The sequence below is a fragment of the Saccharopolyspora gloriosae genome (assembly GCF_022828475.1).
Taxonomy (GTDB): Bacteria; Actinomycetota; Actinomycetes; order Mycobacteriales; family Pseudonocardiaceae; genus Saccharopolyspora_C; species Saccharopolyspora_C gloriosae_A.
Window position 1 is genome coordinate 1,556,164 of the sequence record NZ_CP059557.1, and the last position, 21,015, is coordinate 1,577,178.

Consider the following 21,015-nt stretch of genomic DNA (forward strand, 5'->3'; position numbering starts at 1 on the left):
GCTGCGGGATCGATTTCTGATGTATGTCCGATACACGGCGAAATCGCTGTCCTCGCGAGGAAGCCGCTGAGAACCCGCCGGTGGTCGTCTTGCTCAAGCTGGTCACTGCTCAGCGGCTTCGCCGCTGACAAGGCACGGATCAAGGACCACTCCGGCGGACTCCGTAGCCTGAGGACGGACGGGAACCGGTAGTCGGGCAGGAGGGGAGAGTGCGGTGACACGAACGTTGCGGGGCCGGCGGGTGCTGGTCGCCGGGGCCGGAGTATCCGGCCGCTCGGCGGCAGAGGCATTGCTGGCGGCCGGTGCCGAGGTCACCGTCACCGACGCGTCCGAAGAACGGCTCGCCGCGCTCGACACCGTGCGCGCGGGCGGCGGCAGGCTCGTCCCAGGACTGCTCGAACCGCCCGAAGGCACCGAGCTGCTCGTCACCAGCCCCGGCTGGCGGCCCACCGTGCCGCTGCTGACCGCCGCCGAGAACGCGGGCATCACGATCCTCGGCGAAGTCGAACTCGCCTGGTGGCTCGACCGGCAGCGCCCGGAACCCGCCGACTGGCTGGCCGTGACCGGCACCAACGGCAAGACCACCACGGTCACCATGCTCGAAGCCATCCTGCGCGCCGCCGAACTCGACGTCGTCGCCTGCGGCAACGTCGGACTCCCCGTGGTCGACGCGGTGCGCGCCGGACACCGGGTGCTGGCCGTGGAACTGTCCAGCTTCCAGCTGCACTGGTCCCAGTCGCTGGCCGCGCACGCCGGAGTCGTGCTCAACCTCGCCGACGACCACCTCGACTGGCACGGCACCCTCGACGCCTACGGCGCCGCCAAATCCAAGGTGTACGCGGGCAACGTCGTCGCCGTGCACAACGCCGACGACGAATGGTCCACCCGGCTCGCCACCGGAGCGGGCAGGCCCGTCTCCTTCACCCTCGGCGAACCCGGACCGGACCAGCTCGGCATCGTCGACGGCGCGCTCGTCGACCGCGCCTTCGCCGACGCGGGCGGGGAAGTCCTCGCCGCCGTCTCCGACGTGCACCCCGGCGGGCCGCACAACCTGGCCAACGCGCTCGCCGCCGCCGCGCTCGCCCGCGCCTACGGCGTGCCCGCGGCCGCCGTCGCGCGCGGCCTCCGCGGCTTCGAACCCGGCGCGCACCGCTCCGCCGTGGTCGCCGAAGCCGCCGGAGTGACCTATGTGGACGACTCCAAGGCCACCAACCCGCACGCCGCCGACGCCGCACTCCGCGCGCACGACCGCGTCGTGTGGATCGCGGGCGGACTCCTCAAAGGCGCGCACGTCGAAGAACTCATCGCCCACAACGCCGACCGGCTGGCCGCCGTGGTGCTCATCGGCCGCGACCGAGCCGTCTTCGCCGAAGCACTGGCCCGACACGCCCCGCACGTGCCCGTCGAGCAGGTCACGGCGGGGGACGATGAAGGCATGTCCCAGGCCGTGCACCAGGCCGCCGCACTCGCCACCCCAGGTACGGCGGTGCTGCTCGCACCCGCCGCCGCCTCGATGGACATGTTCACCGACTACGCGCACCGGGGCCGGGCCTTCACCGAAGCCGTGCGGGCGCTGCCCGCCGCCATCGCCCCGACCGGCGGGTGAACGCCGTGGCCACCTCCACCGCCACCGCGCGCCGCCCGCGCCGCACCGCCCGGCCCACCGGGATCGCCGCGATCACCACGCCGCTGACCGCGTGGCTCACCCGGCCGCTGGCCTCGTTCCACCTGCTGCTCGCCGTGTTCGGGCTGCTCACCGTGTTCGGCCTGGTGATGGTGCTGTCCGCGTCCAGTGTGGACTCGTTCACCAGCGCCGGATCGTCCTACGACATCTTCATCCGCCAGGTCATCTACTGCGCCGCCGGACTGGTGCTGTTCTACGGCGCGCTGCGACTGCCGGTGCGGCAGATGCGCAAGCACAGCCTCACCGTGTTCGGCGGCTGCCTGCTGCTGCTGGCGCTCGTGCTCACCCCGCTGGGCTCCGAACGCAACGGCGCGCAGAGCTGGTTCGTGTTCGGCGGCATCTCCTTCCAGCCCGTCGAATTCGCCAAGATCGCCTTCGCGCTGTGGGGCGCGCACGTGCTGGTCACCAAGCGCGGGCTGCTCGCCCAGTACCGGCACCTGCTGGTCCCCGTGGTGCCCGCCGCGATGATGATGTTCGCGCTGGTCATGCTCCAGCCCGACCTCGGCTCCACGATCACCCTGTTCATCGTGCTGCTGGCGCTCATGTGGTTCGCCGGGGCGCCGCTGCGGCTGTTCGGTGTGTCCGTGCTCGGTGCCGTCACCGCCGCCGTCGTGCTCGCGATGGTCGCGCAATACCGGATGGACCGGATCACCACCTTCCTCGACCCCGCCTCCGACCCCACCGGGCGCGGCTACCACGCCCGGCAGGCGCTGTTCGCGCTCGCCGACGGCGGCATGTTCGGACGCGGCCTCGGGCAAGGCTGGTCGAAGTGGCAGTACCTGCCCAACGCGCACAACGACTTCATCTTCGCCGTGATCGGCGAGGAACTCGGCTTCGTCGGCTGCGCCGTGGTGCTGATCCTGTTCGGCACCACCGCCTACGTGGGCATGCGCATCGCCGCCCGCAACACCGACCCGTGGATCAGGCTCGTCGCCGCCACCCTCACCGCCTGGCTCGTCGGGCAGGCCGCGATCAACGTGGGCTACGTGGTGGGCCTGCTGCCGATCACCGGGCTGCCGCTGCCGCTGATCTCCTCCGGCGGTTCGTCGGTGGTGACCAGCATGCTGGTGTTCGGACTGCTGGCGAACTTCGCCCGGCACGAACCCGAAGCGATCGCCGCGCTACGGTCGCTCGGACCAGGCCGCGTCGGGAAACTGCTGCGGCTGTCCACACCCGAGCCTTACCGGCCGCCGGCGAAACGCCGCCCGGCGCGCGCCGCACCTTCGACTCGCCCCGGTGCGCGCAGCGCAGGGGCACAGCCGACCCGCCGGGGATCACCGGACACGCGGAACCGCACGGCGGCCCGCGGCAAGACCGGATCCCGGGCACAGACACGAGGAGGACACCGTTGAGCGGGCAGCAACCGGCCCCCGGACACCCCGGCTACCCCGGACAACCCGCCCGGCGCGGCCTGTCGGTCGTCGTCGCAGGCGGCGGCACCGCCGGACACATCGAACCGGCCCTCGCCCTGGCCGACGCCGTGCGCAGGCTGCGGCCCGACGCGCGCATCACCGCACTCGGCACCGAGCGCGGCCTGGAGAACCGGCTGGTGCCCGCACGCGGCTACCCGCTGGAACTGGTGCCGCCGGTGCCGATGCCGCGCAAGCCCAGCGCCGAACTCCTGCGGATGCCGGGCAAAGTGTGGGACTCCGTGCGCAAGACCAAGGACGTGCTGGAACGAGTCGACGCCGACGTCGTCGTCGGCTTCGGCGGCTACGTCTCGCTGTCCGCATACCTGGCGGCGCGCGGCAAGATCCCGATCGTCGTGCACGAGGCGAACGCCCGGGCGGGCATGGCGAACAAGGTCGGCGCCCGGTTCGCCGAGCGAATCCTCGCCGCCACCCCGGACAGCGGACTCGCGGGCGCCCGGCCCATCGGCATCCCGCTGCGGGAATCCATCACCGGACTCGACCGGGCCGCGCTGCGCATGCAGGCCAGGCAGTTCTTCGGACTGCACCCGCACGCGCCGACGGTCCTCGTGTTCGGCGGTTCGCAGGGCGCGCAGACCCTGAACACCGCGTTCTCCGGTGCGGCGCAGGCCCTCGGCCGCGCGGGCATCGGCGTGCTGCACGCCCACGGACCGAAGAACACCCTCGCCGTGCAGCAGGTTCCCGGTGCTCCCGTCTACAACGCGGTGCCGTACCTGGAGCGGATGGACCTCGCCTACGCCGCCGCTGACCTCGTGGTGTGCCGTTCCGGTGCGATGACCGTCGCCGAGGTCTCCGCGGTCGGGCTGCCTGCCGTGTTCGTGCCGCTGCCGCACGGCAACGGGGAACAAGCGCTCAACGCGCAGCCCGTCGTCTCGGCAGGCGGCGCCCTGCTCGTCGCCGACGAGGACATGACGCCGGACAAGGTCATCAACGAAATCCTGCCGCTGGGCCGCGCCCCGCAGCGGCTGCAGATGATGAGTCGTGCCACGCTGGGCACCGGACATCGCGAAGCCGACCAGGTGCTCGCACGAATCGTGCTGGAGGTGGCCGGCCAGTGACCGAACCACAGACCGCGGAACGCAGCGGCACCGACGACCTGCTGGCCCGAGTGCATCTCGTGGGCATCGGCGGCGCGGGCATGAGCGGCATCGCCCGCATCCTGCTGGCCCGCGACCGGCAGGTGTCCGGCTCCGACGCCCGCGACTCGCGCACCGTGTTGGCTCTGCGCGCGCAAGGCGCGCACGTGGCGCTCGGGCACCGGGGGGAGAACCTCGACCAGCTCGACGAGGACCCGACCGCGATCGTGGTGTCCACCGCGATCCGGCCGGACAACCCGGAACTCGTCGAAGCCCAGCGCCGCGGGGTGGCCGTGCTGCGCCGCGCCGAAGCGCTCGCCGCGCTGATGGCCGACCACCGGGTCGCCTGCGTCGCCGGAACGCACGGCAAGACCTCCACCACTTCGATGCTCACCGTCGCGCTGCAGCACTGCAGGCTCGACCCGTCGTTCGCGATCGGCGGCGACCTCAACGAATCCGGGGCGAACGCGCACCACGGCGAAGGCGGCATGTTCGTCGCCGAAGCCGACGAGAGCGACGGATCGTTCCTGGTGTTCGCGCCCTCGGTGGCCGTGGTGACCAACGTCGAACCCGACCACCTGGACCACCACGGCACCGCCGAGGCTTACACGGAGGTCTTCGACGAGTTCGTCCGCCGCATCGAGCCGGGTGGGGTGCTCGTCGTCAACACCGACGACGCGGGCTCCGCGCGGCTGGCCGGACAGGCCGAAGCCGCCGGGCTGCGAGTCCGCCGGTACGGGCGCGACGCGAACGGCGTTGGCGACGCGCGCATCGTCGACTACCGGCCCGAGCACGGAGCCGGAGTGGCCGCCGTCGAACTGGGCGGACCGGACGGACCACAGCTGATCGACGTGCAGATCTCCGTGCCCGGTGAACACATGGCGGGCAACGCGGTCGCCGCACTGCTGGCCGGGCTCGAACTCGGGGCGCCGCTGAACGAACTGCTCGACGGTCTCGCCGCGTTCGGCGGAGTGCGCCGCCGTTTCGAGTTCAAGGGCCAGGCGGGCGGGGTGCAGGTCTACGACGATTACGCCCACCATCCGACCGAGGTCGACGCGCAGCTGCGCGCAGCCCGGCCCGTCGTCGGTGACGGCAGGCTGATCGTGGTGTTCCAGCCGCACCTGTTCTCCCGCACCGAGGCCTTCGCCACGGAGTTCGCGACCGCGCTGGGACTCGCCGACGAGGTCGTGGTGCTCGACATCTACGGCGCGCGCGAGGATCCGGTGCCGGGCGTCACCGGGGCGCTCATCGCCGACGCGATTCCCGGCGCACCGCGGCGAGTGCACTTCGAGCCGTCGCTGACCGACGCGGCGCCGCTGGTCGCGCGCTTGGCCGCGCCGGGCGACCTGGTGCTCACCATGGGCGCTGGTGACGTGACGATGCTCGGTCCGGAGATCCTGGTGGAGCTGGAACGAGCCGCGGGCACCGACGGGGCCTCGGGATGAACGCGTCGGGGCGGGCGTCGCGGCGGCCGGGAGTGCGCAGCACTCGCGGCAGGCCGGTGCGCGGCGGCGTCCCGCGCCCGCCGCGCCGCTGGCTGCTGCCGGTGGCGATGACGGTGATCACCGCCGTGGTGCTCGCGCTGTACTTCACCCCGATCCTCGGCGTGCGGTCGGTGCGGGTCGAGGGGGTGGCCGCGATCCCGGAGGGCACGGTGCTCGACACCGCCGGGATCGAGCTCGGCAACCCGATGCTGCAGGTCGACTCCGAGGCCGTCCGGTCCAGGCTGGGCGAAGTCCCGGAGATCGCGGGATCGGAGGTTCACCTGGAGTGGCCGTCGACGGTGCGGCTGGAGATCACCGAGCGAACCGCGGTCGCCTACCTGCCCGCCGACGGCCCCGGGGACAGCGGGGTGCGGTTGATCGACGCGACCGGCGTTCCGTTCCGCACGGTTCCGCGACCGCCCGCCGGGCTGGCCCAGCTGCGGCTGGGCAGCGACCGGGCCGAAGGCGTCCGGGCGGCGATGATCGCGCTCACGGCGCTGCCGCCGCAGCTGCGCGCTGAGGTGACCGAGGTTCGCGCCGATCGGCCGCAGAACCTGTACCTGGGGCTGACGGGTGGCCGGCAGGTGCATTGGGGGGAGAGCGGCGACGCGGCGCGGAAGTCGGCGATTCTGATTCCGCTGCTCACCCGCGAGGGGAAGGTCTACGACGTCACGAGCCCGGATCTGCCCACTGTGGCTTGAGGTCGCGCGCCGCGCGCGTTCTGCGTTCGGAATGTGCGCGGGATTATTGTGAGTTCAATTGATGGTTCCCTAGGGGGAACTGCGCGGATTGATGTGTTTCGGTATATGCCCATAGGAAATGTCCTGCGTCTCATTGGGTGCTGACTCTGCCGACGCTCCCATTGTGCATACATCCAATGGGTGTATCTGAACGGCATTTCGTGCGAAGTTCGTGCTTCCACATTCGGGGTGTCGCTAATGTTCTTCGTGTACATGGGGGGCGGCACGAGGAGACGTTGTGGCGGACGACCAGGGGGCGGTGACCTCCGGCGGTGGCGGCGGCTGGGGGAACATCGCCGCGCAGCTGACCGGCATCAAAGCACAAACCGAGCAGGTCCGCGAGAAGGTCGCCGCCGGGCGGCTCAAGTTCGATCCCAGTGCAGCGTCGAACGCGGCGAAGGCCTACGAGCAGGCGCAGCAGCGACTCACCCGGCTGACGCGAAACATCGATGCGCTGAGCCGAGTTCAGGGCCTGGGCGAATACGGATCGGCGACACAACTGGCCGGAAAATTCGAGAGCAAAGCGACCGATTCGAAGACCGGCGCGGTCGGACTGCTCACGCAACTCGGCGACGAGCTGAAGGAGAAGGCGGACATGTTCCGGCAAGCCGCCGAGGAGTACGCCGCGACCGACGAATCGATCGAAGAGGCGCTTCGGCGAGGAGAGCAGCGATGAGCCGACGTACCCGGATCGCCGGCGCGTCGCTGGCGATCGGAGTTCTGCTGGCAGTGCCGGGTTGCGCGTTGCGCTCCCAGGCGGAGGCGCCGGACGCGGAGGCCCCGGCGCGCAACGCCGGACTCGACTCCATCGACCCGTGCGCGTTGCTCACCGAGGACGAGCTCACCGCTCGCGGCGCGTGGCCGCCCGGTTATCCGAACCGGAACGTCCCCGCCGAGCCGGGTTGCGACTACGACGGTGATCCCTTCGGTTACAGCTTCTTCAAGAACCAGCAGATGACCGTCGAGTCCTACGGCGCGCAGGACAACTGGGCCGAGTTCGACCGCCGCGAGTTGAACGGCCGCGTGGCGGCGAACGCCATCAACGCGAGCTCGACCGGTGGGCGGATCTGCTCGACGATGTTCAACGCCGGGGGCGGCGTGATCATCGTGACGGTCGGCGAACTCAACGACGAGGGCCGGGACGAGTGCGCCGAATCGTGGCAGCTGGCCGAGCTGGTCGAAGCGAAGACGCCGCGCTGATCGATCGAGTCGGGACCGGGCCGCCCGGGAGAGGGGAACCGGGGCGGCACTGAATCTGGGGAGAACCATGGGGTTCGGTGACTGGGCACAGCACATCAGAGACACCGTTCACGACGCAGGCGCACTGGCTGGGATACGACACCCGAGCGCAGCAGGAACAGCGCGAGCGCTCGGAAGGAGCCGAGCGCGCCGGGGAGCGGCGGCGGGACGCCCTAGCGGAGCAGAACGAGCGGCTGCACTCCGGTGGTGAGTTCGATCCGCCGTCCATCACGGAGCGGGAGAACTGGCAGTCCTACAGCCATCAGGAGCTGTACGACATCAACGTGCGGTCGCTGGGCCTGGCGGAGGCGCAGGCCGCCGCGGAGGCGTGGCGGAAGATCGGGCAGGAACTCAAGGCGATCGGCCCCGAGCTGCAGCGCGACTCGCAGGCCGCGATCGAAGCGGGCTGGGAGGGCGACGCCGCCGACGTCGCCAAGGCCTCCGCCGAACCGCTGGTGAAATGGATGACCGACAGCGGGGAAGCGTTCCACCTCACCGGGAACAAGATCGAGGAAGCCGGGTCGGCCGCCGGACAGGCCAAGGCGATGGTGCCGGAACCGCAGGGTTTCAGCGTCGGCCGCGCCGTCGCGTCGAGCATTCCCGGCGGACTGGTCGGCGGCGGCATGGACGCGCTGGCGCAGATGCGGGAACGGCAGGAGGCCGAGCGCGCCGCGCAGGACACCATGCAGCGGGTGCTGACCCCGACGTACGAGAACGTCGACGCCACGGTCCCGGTTTATCCGGGGCTGGACGGTGCGCCGCTGCCGCCGCCCCCGCCGGGCGAACCGCCGCCCGTCGAGGCGCCGCCGCCACCCGTGGTTCCGGGGCCGGGCCGCGACGGGGGCAGCGGTGGCAACGACCTCAGACGTGACGACCGGGTCGGAGGCGACCACGGCGGCAACGACCGGGGCGGCAACGACCGGGGCGGCAACGACCAGGGCGGGAACGACCGAGGCGGCGACCGGAAGGTCCAGCCGCTCCCGTATCCCAACCGTCCCGCGGAATCGGACTCTTCCTGGGTGCCGGACCGACCCGAATCCCCGCACGACCGGACGCCGTCGGGACCGCCGCGTCCGCCGGGTTCACCGCAGACCCCGCCGGTCATCGGCGGACCGATGCCGGTCGGCGGTGGCGGGGGAGGCGGCCGCGTCGGTGGGCCTGCGGGCGGCAAGGCCGGAGGGGCGATCGGCAGCGGGCCGGGCAGCGGCGTCGCGAGCGGCCGGACCGGCACCGGTGCGGGGAATCCCCCGGGGCCGGGCGGCCGAGCCGGTGTCGCGACACCGAACGTCGGTGCGCCGGGGGCGGGTGCCGGCGCGACGGCGGGTGGCGCGGGCGGCGGGCCGCGCGGTGCCGCGGGCGGCATGGGCGCCGGTAATCGTGGTGGGCAAGGCGGCGAGGACTACGAACACGAGCACCCTGGCTGGCTCCAGGAGCAGGACGACATCTGGCTGGACGGAATGCCGAAGACCGCTCCGCCCGTGTTCGGCGAGTGAATCCGGCCTTCCGGCGCAGACCACTCCGAAAGGACTACGCAGGTGAGTCTGATCGTTCGTTGGCGGTTGCATCCGCTGCACCTGTACCTGGTGTGCAGCTACCTGGGGCTGGACGATCTCACGTTGCCGCTGGAGGGTCCCGCCTACGGGCGGACCCGGCGGCAGCTGGGCGAGGTCGCCCAGCTGGAGGCGGGCACCCTGCGGAAACTGGGAATTCTGGTCGACGACGAGGTTCCGGCGGAGCTCGCGCGAGCGCTGCGGGTGCTCACGAAGCCGTACCTGTGGGTCGATTCCCTGTGGTTCCCCGAGTTCGGCGGCGACGCGGCGTGGCGCACCGTCGCCGCGCTGACCGACGGCGGCCGGGTGGTGCTCGGCGTCCAGGAACCGGGCGAGACCGGACGATTCGGCGGCACGTTGACCGTGGAGGTGCACGAGAAGGCCGGGTTGTCGGAGGTGCTGCTGGCGACGTTGCCGCCGGCCCCGCCGGGCAACCGAGGCCGGGCGCAGGTGCCGGAGAGCTCGTTGCGCGCCGACGCCGAACCGCCCCAGGCAGGGTTTCTGCGGGAGGTCGTTGCGGCGCGCGGCAGTGGTGGTGACCGGCTCGTCGAGCTGTACCGCCGCATCGGCACGGACGCCCACGTGCGGGCCGGCCAATTCGCCGCGTCCATCCGCGAACCGGACGGACGGCGGCGGCGCTCCGCAGTGGTGCGCTGGTTCGACAACGCCGAACCGGACGGTCGCTACCTGGATCACCACGAGCGGGGCGCTACCGGGGAGCGGATGCATTCGCTGACCCCGGCGGACGCCCGGGCCGTCCGGGGGCAGATCGACACGTTGATCGCGTCGATCCGCGGGTGAACGGCAGTCCACAGTGGACTGAAGCCTGTTTCGCCGGTGGGCCGGGGAGCCCTGAATGGCGCATTGACGATGATCCGCCCCCGCAATAGCGTTCAGAAATCGTTTTCTGGGGGTGCTGCGATGGTCGACGCCGCCGCGATCAGCCGACGAACCGCGTTGTGCGGAGCAGGAGCGGTACTGCTCGCCGGTGCCACCGCATGCGCGCCCGCCCGGAACCCCCGCGAGATCAGCCTGTGGAACTTCTACGGCCCCGGCGGGCAGACCAAGAGCCAGAACGACTGGATCATCAAGCTCGCCGCGGACTGGAACGCGACCCACGACGTGCAGGTCAAGCTGCGGTACGTGCCGAACAAGGACTACAAGACCGGCCCGACCCTGCAGACCTCGTTCAGCGCGGGCGCCGGGCCGGACGTGTTCCTGCTCAGCCCCGGTGACTTCCTGCGCTACTACAACGGCGGCGCGCTCGCCGACCTCACCCCGCACCTCGAACCCGGCATGCGCGAGGACTTCCTGCCCGAAGTGCTCAGCACCCGCCTCGTCGACGACCGGGTGTACGGACTGCCGATGGAGATCGAGCCGCTGGCGCTGTTCTACGCCGAGGACGCCTTCGAAACGGCCGGGCTGTCCGAAGGAGACCTGCCGAAGACCTGGGACGACCTGCTGGGACTCGCCGAACGCCTCACCACCCCCGAGCGGTTCGGGATGCTGTTCGAGACCAACCCCGGCTACTACCAGAACTTCACCTGGTACCCGTGGCAGTGGATGGCGGGCGGCGAAGTCCTCACCCCCGACCAGCGGCGCAGCGCGTTCGACTCGCCGGCGACCCACCAGGCGCTGCGGCTCTGGCAGGACGCGGTGCGCACCGGATCCGCGCCGCGGCGAGTGCAAGGCGAAGGCGGCAACGACTCGATCTCCAACCTCGCCCAGAGCTACTGCGCGATGCAGCAACTCGGCATCTGGGGCATCGTCGAAATCGCCGAACAAGCCCCCGGATTCCGATACGGCGTGACGCCGATGCCCGCGCCGCCCGGCGGCACCGCCACCACCGCGCTGGGCAGCTGGGCCATGGTCGCCAACGCGAAGGGCAACAACCCCGAAGCCGCCGCCGAATTCGTCGCCTGGGCGCTGGGCTCCTCCGACCCCGCCTGCGTGGAACGGATGCGGCAGTGGAACACCGAGGCCAAGACCGGCATCCCGCCGCGCCACTCGGTGCGCCGCGCCGCCGAAGCGCGCGGCGCGTTCGACGACGGGCCGATGCGAGTGTTCGCCGAACAGGTCATGGCCGACGCGCGACCGGAACCCCGCTACCCGCCGGAGGTGTACCGGGCGATCTCCGACGCGCTGCAGGCCGCCCAGCTCGACGGCGCCGACCCGGCCGAGGCCGCGGCGGGCGCGACCGAGCAGATCGACGCGTTCCTCGACGGCTACGACGGGGCGGCGATCCAATGAGCACCCGACGTCACGAAGGCCGGGCGGCACTCGGATTCCTGGCGCCCGACGGGCTGGGGCTGCTGGTGTTCGTCGCCCTCCCGACGGTGCTCGCGCTGGTCGTGGGCCTGTTCGAAGTGGACGGCTTCGGCAACGTCGAATGGGCCGGGCTGAACAACTTCTGGCTGATGGCGGGCGACGGCCTGCTGTGGCAGAGCTTCGGCGTCACCGCCCTGTACGCGGTCCTGTTCGTACCGCTGGTGTTCGGGTGCGGACTCGGCCTGGCACTGCTGGTGCGCGACCACTTCCCCGGCGTCGGGGCGGTTCGCGCCGCGCTGTTCCTGCCGAACGCGGTGAGCCTCGTCGTCGTCGGCCTGCTCTGGCAGTTCCTGCTCACCGACAAGACCGGGCTGGTGAGCCGCATCGGCGCGATCTTCGGGCTCGACGGCGTGTCCTGGCTCGGCGACCCGGACCTGGCGCTGCTCACGCTGGTGCTGATCAGCGTGTGGTTCCTGATGGGCTACCAGATGCTCATCTTCCTCGGCGGCCTCAGCGACATCCCCGGCGACCTCTACGACGCGGCCACAGTGGACGGTGCGGGCGCGTGGCACCGGTTCCGGCACGTGACCTGGCCGATGCTGCGGCCCACCAGCTTCTTCGTGCTCGTCACGTCGATGGTCAACGCGGTCACCGGGCTCCAAGCGTTCGACCTGGTCTTCGTCACCACCTCCGGCGGTCCCGCCAACGCGACCTCCACCATCGTCTACTACGCCTACCAGCAGGCCTTCCAGTTCGGCCGGTTCGGCTACGCGGCGGCGATCTGCGCGCTGCTGGTGCTGCTGCTGGGCACGATCACCGGACTGCTGTTCGCCGCGACCCGAGGAGGCCGGTTCGATGCGTAGCCGCGTGCGCGGGAAGGCCCTGCTCGCCTACTTGGTGGCGCTGCTGACCGTCGCGCCGCTGCTGTGGCTGCTGCTGGCCGCCTTCCGGCCGGAATCCGAACTGTTCTCCGCGGAATGGCCGAGTTCGCTGACGCTGGACAACGTGCTCTACGTGCTGACCGAGGTGCCGTTCGTGCGCTACCTCGCCAACAGCGCGTTCATCTCCGCCACCGTGACCGCGGTCGCGCTGCTGCTGCACTCGATGGCCGCGTACGCCCTGGCCCGGATGCACTTCCGCGGCCGCGGCATCGCGTTCGCCACCATCATCGCCACCCTGCTGATCTCGCTGCCCGTGATCCTGGTGCCGCTGTTCCTCGTGGTGCGCACCCTCGGCATGGTCGACACCTACGCCGGACTCATCGTGCCCGGTGTGTTCAACGCCTTCGGCATCTTCCTGCTGCGCCAGTTCTACCTCGGCGTGCCCCGCGAACTGGAGGACGCCGCCCAACTCGACGGGTGCGGTCACTGGCGGACCTACTGGCACGTGGTGCTGCCGCTGAGCAGGCCGATGCTGTCCGCGCTGGCGGTGCTGTTCTTCCTCACCAACTGGAACTCGTTCCTGTGGCCGCTGGCCGTCGCCCAGGACGAGTCGCTGCGCGTGGTCCAGGTCGGCATCGCCTCGCTGCAAGGGCAGTACGCCTCCAAGCAGCACTACGTGATCGCCGCCGCGCTGCTCGCCGCCATCCCCACCGTGCTGGTGTTCCTGCTCGGCCAGCGCAAACTCATCGATTCCCTCAAGACCACCGGGCTCAAGTAGTCCGCCGTCGGGGGCGCGCTGTCAGGGGGTCGGCGTAGCGTTCCGGGCGCTCGACGGGAGGGGACCGAGATGCGGGCGGCGCGGCTGATCTCACTGGTACTGCTGCTGCAATCCAGGGCGACCATGACCGGTGCCGAACTCGCCGCGGAACTGGAGGTCACCGAACGCACCGTCGCCAGGGACGTGCTCGCGCTCGCCGAATCCGGGGTGCCGATCGTCGCCGAACGCGGCCGCCACGGCGGATACCGCCTGCTCGGCGGCTACCGCACCCGGCTTACCGGCCTGCACCGCGCCGAAGCGGAAGCGCTGCTGCTGGCCGGGATACCCGGACCCGCCGCCGACATGGGACTCACCGACGCCGTCTCCAGCGCCCGCCGCAAGGTCTCCGCGGCACTCGCACCCGGCCACCGAGACGTGCCCGACCGGGTCTCCGGCCGCTTCCACCTCGACGCCCCCGGCTGGTTCCGGGAAGCCGAAACCCCGCCGCTGCTGGCGGAACTCGCCGACGCCGTGTGGCAGGACCGCAGCCTGAAAGTCGTCTACCGGCGCGGCGAGCACGACGTGCACCGCGAGATCGAACCGCACGGTCTGGTGCTCAAAGCCGGCGCCTGGTACCTCGCCGGGCGCACCGGCGGCGACTTCCGCGTCTACCGCGTCGACCGGTTCCGCCAGGTCGAGATCGCCGAACCGTTCCACCGCGACGAGACCTTCGTGCTGCCCGAGTTCTGGACGCGACACAGCGCCGAATTCGCCCGCACCCTGCTGCGGGACGAGACCACCGTGCGGATCAGCCCGGCCGGGCTGCGCGCGCTGCACAACCACGTCGGTCACCCCTCGGCCACCGACGCCCGGGCCGCGGCCGGCGAACCCGACGAGCAGGGATGGGTGAGCACGACCCTGCCCGTCGAGTCCCTCGACATCGCCTACGAACAGCTGCTCGGCCTCGGACCGCACGTGCGCGTGCTGGCACCCGAATCGCTGCGCGAACGGATGGCCCGAACGGCCGCCGCCCTCGCCGAGCTCTACGCCGCGGATCAGCGGTATCCGGTGACGTCCTCCGGTTTGCCCGCCTCCACGACCTCGGCGATGTAGCGCCACGAGTCCGGCCGCGACCCGTCCACATCGGTGAAGTCGTAGAACTGCGCCAGCTGCGCGCTCGACAAGGTCCGACCGGCCCAGCGGGAGACCTCCGGATCACCCGCCATCGCCGCGACGCCCCGGCCGACGAAACGCGGCGTCTCCGAGATGCCGAAGTGCGGTTCGGTGGCCTCCTGCCAGTTCTGCTCGGTGACGCCGAACAGCTCCAGCATCATCTCCGAGCGCAACCACCCCGGCGTGACCGCGACCGCGGTGCCGCCGTGCGGGCGCAGCTCCTCGGCCTGCGCGAAGGCCAACCGGCTCGCGGCGATCTTCGTCACATCGAAGAACGCACCCAGGTCGCCGCGATAGCGCTCGTTGTACTCCGAAGTGCCGTCGGTCAGCTCCACCACCAGGCCGCCCGGTGTCCGCGACAGCAATCCCAGCGCGAAATGGCTGGTGATCAAGTGCGCTTCGATGCCCACCCGCAACCGGCGCAGCCCGATGTCCAGCGAATGCTCCCAAACCGGCTTGTGCCAATCCGTCAGGTGCTCGCCGCCGAGATCGTTGACCAGCAGGTCCAGCCGTCCCCGCTCCCGCTCGATCCGCGCCACCAGCTGCTCGACCTCCGCGGGCACCGCGTGATCCGCCCGGACCGCGATGCCCTCGCCTCCCGCGGCGGTCACCAGCTCCGCCGTGTCCTCTATGGACTCCGGTCGGTCGTATTCGGAACGCTGCTCCCGCGTCGTGCGCCCCGACCCGTACACCGTGGCTCCCGCAGCGCCGAGCTCCACCGCGATCCCGCGACCCGCACCTCGCGTAGCGCCCGCGACCAGCGCGATCTTCCCACGCAGCGGCTGATTCATCGTTGTGCTCCCTCGTCGGATTCCCGTGTGCCGAAACGATGCTGGCGGTGAATCCGGACAACCGCCGTCGGGATTTCCGCAGCACTGTTTTCGAGTGGGCCGCCCGGCGTGCCCGAGCGCGCGGTACGGTGAACGAAGGTGATCGCGTTCCACGTGAATCACCGCGCAGGCGAGAACGACGGTCGAGGCGGATCTGCGACGTGGGTGGCACGACACACCTGGGAGATATCCCGGCGTGGCTGCTGGACGCGGTGGCGCGGGCCAGCCTACGGTCCGCACCGGGTACGGGGTTGGCCGCGTTTCGATCTTGTGCTCGCACGGGACCACCCCGGCGAACGCCGGTTCCCGTGCCGGCTCCGGACACGAGTCCGGTTCCCACGGTGACCGCACCCGCGGCGGTCCGAGCAACGCAGAGCGCTCAGCCACGATCAGGAAGGCGGACCCGATGACGCCCCCGCACAACTATCTAGCGGTGATCAAGGTCGTCGGCATCGGTGGCGGCGGCGTCAACGCCGTGAACCGCATGATCGAGGTCGGGCTCAAGGGCGTCGAGTTCATCGCGGTGAACACCGACGCCCAGGCCCTGCTCATGTCCGATGCCGACGTCAAACTGGACATCGGCCGCGAACTGACCCGCGGGCTCGGCGCAGGCGCCGCCCCCGAGGTCGGGCACAAGGCCGCCGAGGACCACAAGGAAGAGATCGAAGAGGTCCTCAAGGGCGCCGACATGGTGTTCGTGACCGCAGGCGAAGGCGGCGGCACCGGCACCGGTGGCGCCCCCGTGATCGCCGACGTCGCGCGCAAGCTCGGCGCGCTCACCATCGGCGTGGTCACCCGGCCGTTCTCCTTCGAGGGCAAGCGCCGGGCCAACCAGGCCGAACAGGGCATCAAGGAACTCCGCGACTGCTGCGACACGCTCATCGTGATCCCGAACGACCGGCTGCTCCAGCTCGGTGACATCGGGGTCAGCCTGATGGACGCCTTCCGCTCCGCGGACGAGGTGCTGCTCTCCGGTGTGCAGGGCATCACCGACCTGATCACCACGCCGGGTCTGATCAACCTCGACTTCGCCGACGTCAAGAGCGTCATGTCCGGGGCGGGCAGCGCCTTGATGGGCATCGGCTCGGCCCGCGGGGAGGGCAGAGCCGTGCAGGCCGCGCAGAAGGCGATCAACTCGCCACTGCTGGAAGCCTCGATGGAAGGCGCGCACGGTGTCCTGCTGGCCATAGCGGGCGGCTCCGACCTCGGTCTGTTCGAGATCAACGAGTCGGCCTCGCTGGTGCAGGAATCCGCGCACCCCGAAGCCAACATCATCTTCGGTACGGTGATCGACGACTCGCTCGGCGACGAGGTGCGGGTCACCGTGATCGCCGCCGGATTCGACGCGGGTGCGCCCACGCACAAGAAGCTCGAACCGACCAAGGTCGGCGGGCGGGACACCGTCGCCGGCGGTGAAGCCGGGCAGATCACCGAGGGCCAAGTCGTCGACAGCACCGCTGAAGCCGCGCCCGAACCGCCTGCGGCACCGGCTCCGCAACCGGCTCAGCCCGTGGAGCAGGCTCCGCAGCCCCCGGCTCCAGCGGCCCCGGCTCCGGCTCCGCAGCCGGAACAGCGGGAGCACTACGGTCAGGAACCGCGGCAGGGCTACGGCGAAGGCGGCACGCCAGGCGTGTCGGTGCCGACCCGTTCCAGCGGCGGCTACCCGTCGCACACCGGTACGCAGGGCATGAGCGGTCAGCTGCCGTCGCGCCCGATGCCGGTCGCCGACGACAACGACGACGACGTCGACATTCCTCCTTTCATGCGACGCTGATCGCCCGCACGCGTAGGCGAGAATGGGCACCGGGACGAACATCGTCCCGGTGCCCATTCATGTGCGGACCCGGCACTGCCGCCGCGGCCTCGTGGCGGGACGCCCAAGTCGGCAATGACCTCGAGATCGGGAGTGACAGAGTGCGGATCCGGCGCGTGATCACCACGCGGGAAGGCGGCAACTCGAAACCGCCGTTCGACTCGTTCAACCTCGGCGGCCGGGTCGGTGACGATCCCGTCGCGCTGGCCGCCAACGAGCGCAAGCTCGCCGCCGGGATCGGACTGGAACCCGGACGGCTGGTCTGGATGGAGCAGATCCACGGCAAGAGCGCCGTGCTCGTCGACGGGCCGCAGCAGGAGCCGGTGGAGGCCACCGACGCGCTGGTGACCGCTCAGCCCAACCTGGCGCTGGCGACGCTGACCGCGGACTGCGTGCCGGTGCTGCTGGGAGATCCGGTCACCGGCGTCGTGTCCGCCGTGCACGCGGGACGGGTCGGCGCCCGGGTCGGCGTGCTCGTGGAAGCCCTGAAAGCGATGCGGGAGGCGGGCGCCCGGCTCGACGACATCGAGGCGCTGCTCGGTCCCGCCGCCTGCGGCCAGTGCTACGAGGTGCCCACCGCGATGCGGGACGACGTCGAGGAGTACCTCCCGGGAAGCGCCTGCCGCACCCGCAAGGGCACGCCAGGACTGGACCTGCGCGCCGGGCTCTGGGAACAGCTCGCCGGCGCGGGCATCGCGAAGATCGGGGTTGATCCGCGATGCACCATGGAGACTCGTGATCTGTTCAGCCACCGCCGCGACGGCCCCCGCACCGGGAGATTCGCGGCCGTGGTGTGGGCGGAACCGGAGGAGGAGCCGTGAGCGAGGACGACTGTCGCCGCGCGGAACTGGCCGAATCGCTCGACGAGGTGCGGCAGCGGCTCGAAGCGGCCTGCAAAGCGGCTGGGCGGTCCGCGGCGGACGTCGAGCTGCTGGCGGTGACCAAGACCTTCCCGGCGCGGGACGTGGCGTTGCTGGTGGATCTGGGACTCACCGCGTTCGCGGAGAACCGCGAGCAGGAGGCGCGACCGAAGGTCGTGGAGTTCGACGAACTGCGCCCCGACTCGGGGGCTCGCTGGCACATGGTCGGACAGCTGCAGCGGAACAAGGCTCGCTCGGTGGCCCGCTGGGCCGATGTCGTGGAGTCGGTCGACAGCCCACGGCTGGTGGAGGCGTTGTCCGGGGCCGTCCGCAACGCCCTCGAGGCGGGAGAGCGGACACGCCCGCTCGAAGTTCTCGTTCAGGTGAACCTGGACGAGGCGGCGGGCCGGGGCGGCTGCGCCCCCGGCGATGTTCTGACACTCGCGGAGACCATCACAACAACGAGTGAACTCAGGTTGCGCGGAGTGATGGCGGTGGCGCCGCAATCCACCCGGCCGGACGTGGCGTTCGACACACTTTCCTTGATCGCTACGCAGCTGCAGCGTGACTTCCCGGAGGCTGGAGAGATCTCAGCGGGAATGAGCGGTGATCTGGAGAGTGCCGTGGCCCACGGCTCCACTCGGGTGCGTGTCGGAACGGCGCTGTTGGGAGGGCGACGGCTAATCTCGCCGTAGCCTGGGCGGAGGGTCGAAAGCCGGTCGAACCGCGCTCGGCTCGAAGGAGTCGCGGAAGAAGGGCACGCCGATGAGCACGATGCACAAGCTGAAGGCCTACTTCGGCATGGTGCCTGCCGACGAAGTCGACGAGTTCGAAGACGACATCGACCGCTACGCGGACGCCGACGAGTACGACGCGCCCGCGGACCGGATCGGTGGCCGTCGGCGTGTCGGAGTGCGCGGCGGTTACCAGGACGAAGCCGAAGCGGACGAAGGTTTCGACGATCACGGGCATCGGGACGCCCCACGCCGGGAAGCCGGTCACCGGGGCGAGGAGTACCGCGAGGTCAAGACGTCGCGCAGGCAGTGGACGCCGGAGACCGCGGCACGCACCGCCGCCGAACGGGAGTCCGTCTCCCGGCTGCGCGCGGTCACCGACACCGGCAGCCACTTCAACTTGAGCAAGATCACAACTCTGCATCCTCGCAGCTACAGCGAGGCCCGCACGATCGGGGAGCAGTACCGGGACGGCACGCCGGTGATCATGAATCTGACGGAGATGGACGAAGCGGACGCGAAGCGTCTGGTCGACTTCGCCGCAGGTCTGGCCTTTGCGATGCGCGGTTCGATCGAGAAGGTGACCAACCGGGTGTTCTTGCTCTCACCGCCCAACGTGGACGTCGCAGCCGAGGACAAGCGCCGCTTGGCCGAGGGTGCCTTTTTCAACTACGGCTGACCGGTGGCAGAGTTGAGCTGTGGAACTGGCGCTGATCGTCGTTTATTACGTCGTCTTCTTCTTCTGGCTGCTGCTCACGGCCCGTATCGTGATCGAGCTCGTCAGGGTGTTCGCGCGCGATTGGCGCCCCGCTGGAGGGGTTGCAATCGCGTTGGAGAGCATCTACACAGTGACCGACCCGCCGATCCGGCTGCTGCGTCGGGTGATCCCGACGGTCCGGATCGGCGGTGTAGGGCTGGACCTATCCATTATGGTGCTGCTGCTGGTTGTGTTCATACTGATGCAGCTGCTGTTGAAACTATGGGCGCAGTCCGGGTAACGGGGAACCCGGGTGACCCGCAGCCGAAGAGTGCGTGAGGTGATCTTGTGGGCCTGACCCCCGCCGACGTGCATAACGTCGCGTTCAGTAAACCGCCGATTGGGAAGCGCGGTTACAACGAGGACGAGGTAGACGCTTTCCTCGACCTGGTTGAAGCCGAGCTCGCCCGCTTGGTGGAGGAGAACAACGATCTGCGCAGCCAGATGGAGCAGCTGGAGAACCAGCTGCAGACCGCGCAGGTCGACCTTGATGACGCCCGCAGTCAGGCGTCCGCGGTTCCCGCCGCCCCCGCTCCGGTGGAGGAACCGCGCCGGTTGGCGCCGGTCCCGGCCCCCACCGCGGCCGAGCAGACCTCGCCGGGGGGTGATCACCACGTGCAGGCGGCCAAGGTTCTGGGGCTGGCTCAGGAGATGGCCGACCGGCTCACCGGCGAAGCCAAGGCCGAGGCCGACGGCATGCTCTCCGAAGCTCGGACCAAGTCCGAGCAGTTGCTCTCGGACGCCCGGTCGAAGTCCGACAGCATGGTCAACGAAGCCCGCACCAGGGCCGAGACGATGCTCAACGACGCCCGGACTCGGGCCGAGACGCTGGAACGGCAGGCCCGCGAGAAGGCCGCCGGACTGGAACGCGACGCGCAGCGCAAGCACGCCGAGGTGATGGGGAACATCACCCAGGAGAAGAACGCGCTGGAGAAGAAGATCGACACCTTGCGCACCTTCGAGCGCGAGTACCGCACGAGGCTGCAGACCTACCTGGAGTCGCAGCTGCGTGAACTGCAGGACCGCGGATCGGCGGCACCCGCCGAGAGCGGCAGCCGTTCGGCCACGCAGCAGAACACCTACAGCTTCGGAGCACGCGCCGCCGAAGCCGGCTAGCGGCCGGGTGACCGGATCCGCCGACGTCGAACCGCCGTGCGGCAGGGGTGCCGCCGGCGGTGAGCTGAGGTGGGGACAAGGGGGTCCCCGGACGGTGCGGTGAAGGAGATTTCGGCGTGTTGTTGGTTGTGCTGTTCCTGGTCCTGGCGGCCGGTGGCGTGCTGGTGACGTCGGTGCTGATGGATCACCCCGAATGGGCGTGGCTGTCGGTACTGCTCAGCGCACTGGCCGCGGCGTTGCTCGTGGTGCAACGGGTTCGGCGGCGACGGGAAGCGAGCTCGTCGTCGCCGGAACCGGTACCTGAGAGTGAGGCGGGGCAGGACTCGGCGGCGGAGACCGACGACGACACCGCCGGACACGACGAGCCGGGTGAAGAGGACACCGATGCGGCGGACGCGCTGCTGGTGTCCGAATCGGACGACGAAGTCGTGGTGGTCGATGAACGTCCCCGCTACCACCTGTCGAGCTGTCAGTGGCTCGGCGACCTGGAGGTGCAGGGCTTGCCGGTGCGTGAAGCCAGGGAACTGGGCTTCACCGCGTGCGCCCGATGCACCCCGGACGCGGTGCTGGCGGGTCAGGCGCGCGCCGCGCGCTGAGAGATCGGTTCGGAACGCAGATCAGTC

21 protein-coding genes are annotated in these 21,015 nt (G+C 70.4%); 20 read left to right on the forward strand and 1 reads right to left on the reverse strand.

Translation table 11 applies throughout. The features are described 5' to 3' along the window. Window positions 1–214 precede the first annotated feature (214 nt). From murD to H2Q94_RS06820, 13 genes are all read left to right on the forward strand, one after another. On the forward strand, window positions 215–1,606 hold the full coding sequence (gene murD / locus H2Q94_RS06760; protein WP_243793232.1) for a UDP-N-acetylmuramoyl-L-alanine--D-glutamate ligase: 1,392 nt from the start codon (window positions 215–217) through the stop codon (window positions 1,604–1,606). Window positions 1,607–1,611: 5 nt separating this feature from the next. After that, window positions 1,612–3,036, forward strand: coding sequence for a putative lipid II flippase FtsW (gene ftsW, locus H2Q94_RS06765; protein ID WP_397545435.1), 1,425 nt, complete (start codon window positions 1,612–1,614; stop codon window positions 3,034–3,036). Continuing rightward, the gene (murG, locus tag H2Q94_RS06770) at window positions 3,033–4,172 is read left to right on the forward strand and encodes an undecaprenyldiphospho-muramoylpentapeptide beta-N-acetylglucosaminyltransferase (RefSeq protein WP_397545436.1); all 1,140 of its coding nucleotides are present in this window, start codon (window positions 3,033–3,035) and stop codon (window positions 4,170–4,172) included. The genes ftsW and murG overlap by 4 nt, the downstream gene beginning before the upstream one ends. After that, entirely contained in the window at window positions 4,169–5,635 is a 1,467-nt protein-coding gene (gene murC, locus H2Q94_RS06775) for a UDP-N-acetylmuramate--L-alanine ligase (protein ID WP_258718668.1), read from the forward strand. The genes murG and murC overlap by 4 nt, the downstream gene beginning before the upstream one ends. Then, window positions 5,632–6,375: a cell division protein FtsQ/DivIB gene (locus H2Q94_RS06780; protein ID WP_243793233.1), complete on the forward strand. Its 744-nt coding sequence runs from the start codon at window positions 5,632–5,634 to the stop codon at window positions 6,373–6,375. Before murC ends, H2Q94_RS06780 begins: the two co-directional genes overlap by 4 nt. A gap of 277 nt (window positions 6,376–6,652) precedes the next feature. Beyond that, window positions 6,653–7,090 (forward strand): hypothetical protein, encoded by a 438-nt coding sequence (locus H2Q94_RS06785; protein ID WP_243793234.1) that lies wholly within the window; start codon window positions 6,653–6,655, stop codon window positions 7,088–7,090. Beyond that, window positions 7,087–7,614 carry a DUF3558 family protein gene (locus tag H2Q94_RS06790; RefSeq protein WP_243793236.1) on the forward strand — a complete coding sequence of 176 codons (528 nt, stop codon included), beginning with the start codon at window positions 7,087–7,089 and terminating at the stop codon, window positions 7,612–7,614. The genes H2Q94_RS06785 and H2Q94_RS06790 overlap by 4 nt, the downstream gene beginning before the upstream one ends. A 77-nt stretch (window positions 7,615–7,691) precedes the next feature. Beyond that, the gene (locus H2Q94_RS06795; protein WP_243793238.1) at window positions 7,692–9,146 is read left to right on the forward strand and encodes a PPE domain-containing protein; all 1,455 of its coding nucleotides are present in this window, start codon (window positions 7,692–7,694) and stop codon (window positions 9,144–9,146) included. A 42-nt stretch (window positions 9,147–9,188) separates the two neighbouring features. Beyond that, complete coding sequence (locus tag H2Q94_RS06800) at window positions 9,189–10,004, forward strand: ESX secretion-associated protein EspG (protein WP_243793241.1); 816 nt, start codon at window positions 9,189–9,191, stop codon at window positions 10,002–10,004. A 120-nt stretch (window positions 10,005–10,124) separates the two neighbouring features. Then, window positions 10,125–11,453 (forward strand): ABC transporter substrate-binding protein, encoded by a 1,329-nt coding sequence (locus H2Q94_RS06805; RefSeq protein WP_243793242.1) that lies wholly within the window; start codon window positions 10,125–10,127, stop codon window positions 11,451–11,453. Continuing rightward, on the forward strand, window positions 11,450–12,334 hold the full coding sequence (locus H2Q94_RS06810; protein ID WP_243793244.1) for a carbohydrate ABC transporter permease: 885 nt from the start codon (window positions 11,450–11,452) through the stop codon (window positions 12,332–12,334). The genes H2Q94_RS06805 and H2Q94_RS06810 overlap by 4 nt, the downstream gene beginning before the upstream one ends. After that, window positions 12,327–13,130 carry a carbohydrate ABC transporter permease gene (locus H2Q94_RS06815; protein WP_243793246.1) on the forward strand — a complete coding sequence of 268 codons (804 nt, stop codon included), beginning with the start codon at window positions 12,327–12,329 and terminating at the stop codon, window positions 13,128–13,130. Before H2Q94_RS06810 ends, H2Q94_RS06815 begins: the two co-directional genes overlap by 8 nt. A 69-nt stretch (window positions 13,131–13,199) precedes the next feature. Continuing rightward, on the forward strand, window positions 13,200–14,222 hold the full coding sequence (locus tag H2Q94_RS06820) for a helix-turn-helix transcriptional regulator (protein ID WP_243793247.1): 1,023 nt from the start codon (window positions 13,200–13,202) through the stop codon (window positions 14,220–14,222). Here the strand turns inward: H2Q94_RS06820 and H2Q94_RS06825 are convergent. Next, window positions 14,165–15,073, reverse strand: coding sequence for an SDR family oxidoreductase (locus H2Q94_RS06825; protein WP_243793248.1), 909 nt, complete (start codon window positions 15,071–15,073; stop codon window positions 14,165–14,167). The genes H2Q94_RS06820 and H2Q94_RS06825 overlap by 58 nt on opposite strands. Before the next feature lie 445 nt (window positions 15,074–15,518). Between H2Q94_RS06825 and ftsZ the strand changes: the two genes are divergently transcribed. From ftsZ to H2Q94_RS06860, 7 genes are all read left to right on the forward strand, one after another. Continuing rightward, entirely contained in the window at window positions 15,519–16,886 is a 1,368-nt protein-coding gene (ftsZ, locus tag H2Q94_RS06830) for a cell division protein FtsZ (protein WP_243793250.1), read from the forward strand. Between the two features lie 140 nt (window positions 16,887–17,026). Next, window positions 17,027–17,746, forward strand: a complete 720-nt coding sequence (pgeF, locus tag H2Q94_RS06835) for a peptidoglycan editing factor PgeF (protein WP_243793252.1) — start codon at window positions 17,027–17,029, stop codon at window positions 17,744–17,746. Then, entirely contained in the window at window positions 17,743–18,480 is a 738-nt protein-coding gene (locus tag H2Q94_RS06840; protein WP_243793255.1) for a YggS family pyridoxal phosphate-dependent enzyme, read from the forward strand. The genes pgeF and H2Q94_RS06840 overlap by 4 nt, the downstream gene beginning before the upstream one ends. Window positions 18,481–18,550: 70 nt before the next feature. Further along, complete coding sequence (locus H2Q94_RS06845; RefSeq protein ID WP_243793265.1) at window positions 18,551–19,198, forward strand: cell division protein SepF; 648 nt, start codon at window positions 18,551–18,553, stop codon at window positions 19,196–19,198. A 19-nt stretch (window positions 19,199–19,217) separates the two neighbouring features. After that, the gene (locus tag H2Q94_RS06850; protein ID WP_243793274.1) at window positions 19,218–19,517 is read left to right on the forward strand and encodes a YggT family protein; all 300 of its coding nucleotides are present in this window, start codon (window positions 19,218–19,220) and stop codon (window positions 19,515–19,517) included. A gap of 47 nt (window positions 19,518–19,564) precedes the next feature. Beyond that, window positions 19,565–20,392, forward strand: coding sequence for a DivIVA-like cell division protein Wag31 (wag31, locus tag H2Q94_RS06855; RefSeq protein ID WP_243793275.1), 828 nt, complete (start codon window positions 19,565–19,567; stop codon window positions 20,390–20,392). A 116-nt stretch (window positions 20,393–20,508) separates the two neighbouring features. After that, window positions 20,509–20,988 carry a hypothetical protein gene (locus H2Q94_RS06860; protein ID WP_243793277.1) on the forward strand — a complete coding sequence of 160 codons (480 nt, stop codon included), beginning with the start codon at window positions 20,509–20,511 and terminating at the stop codon, window positions 20,986–20,988. Window positions 20,989–21,015: the final 27 nt, after the last annotated feature.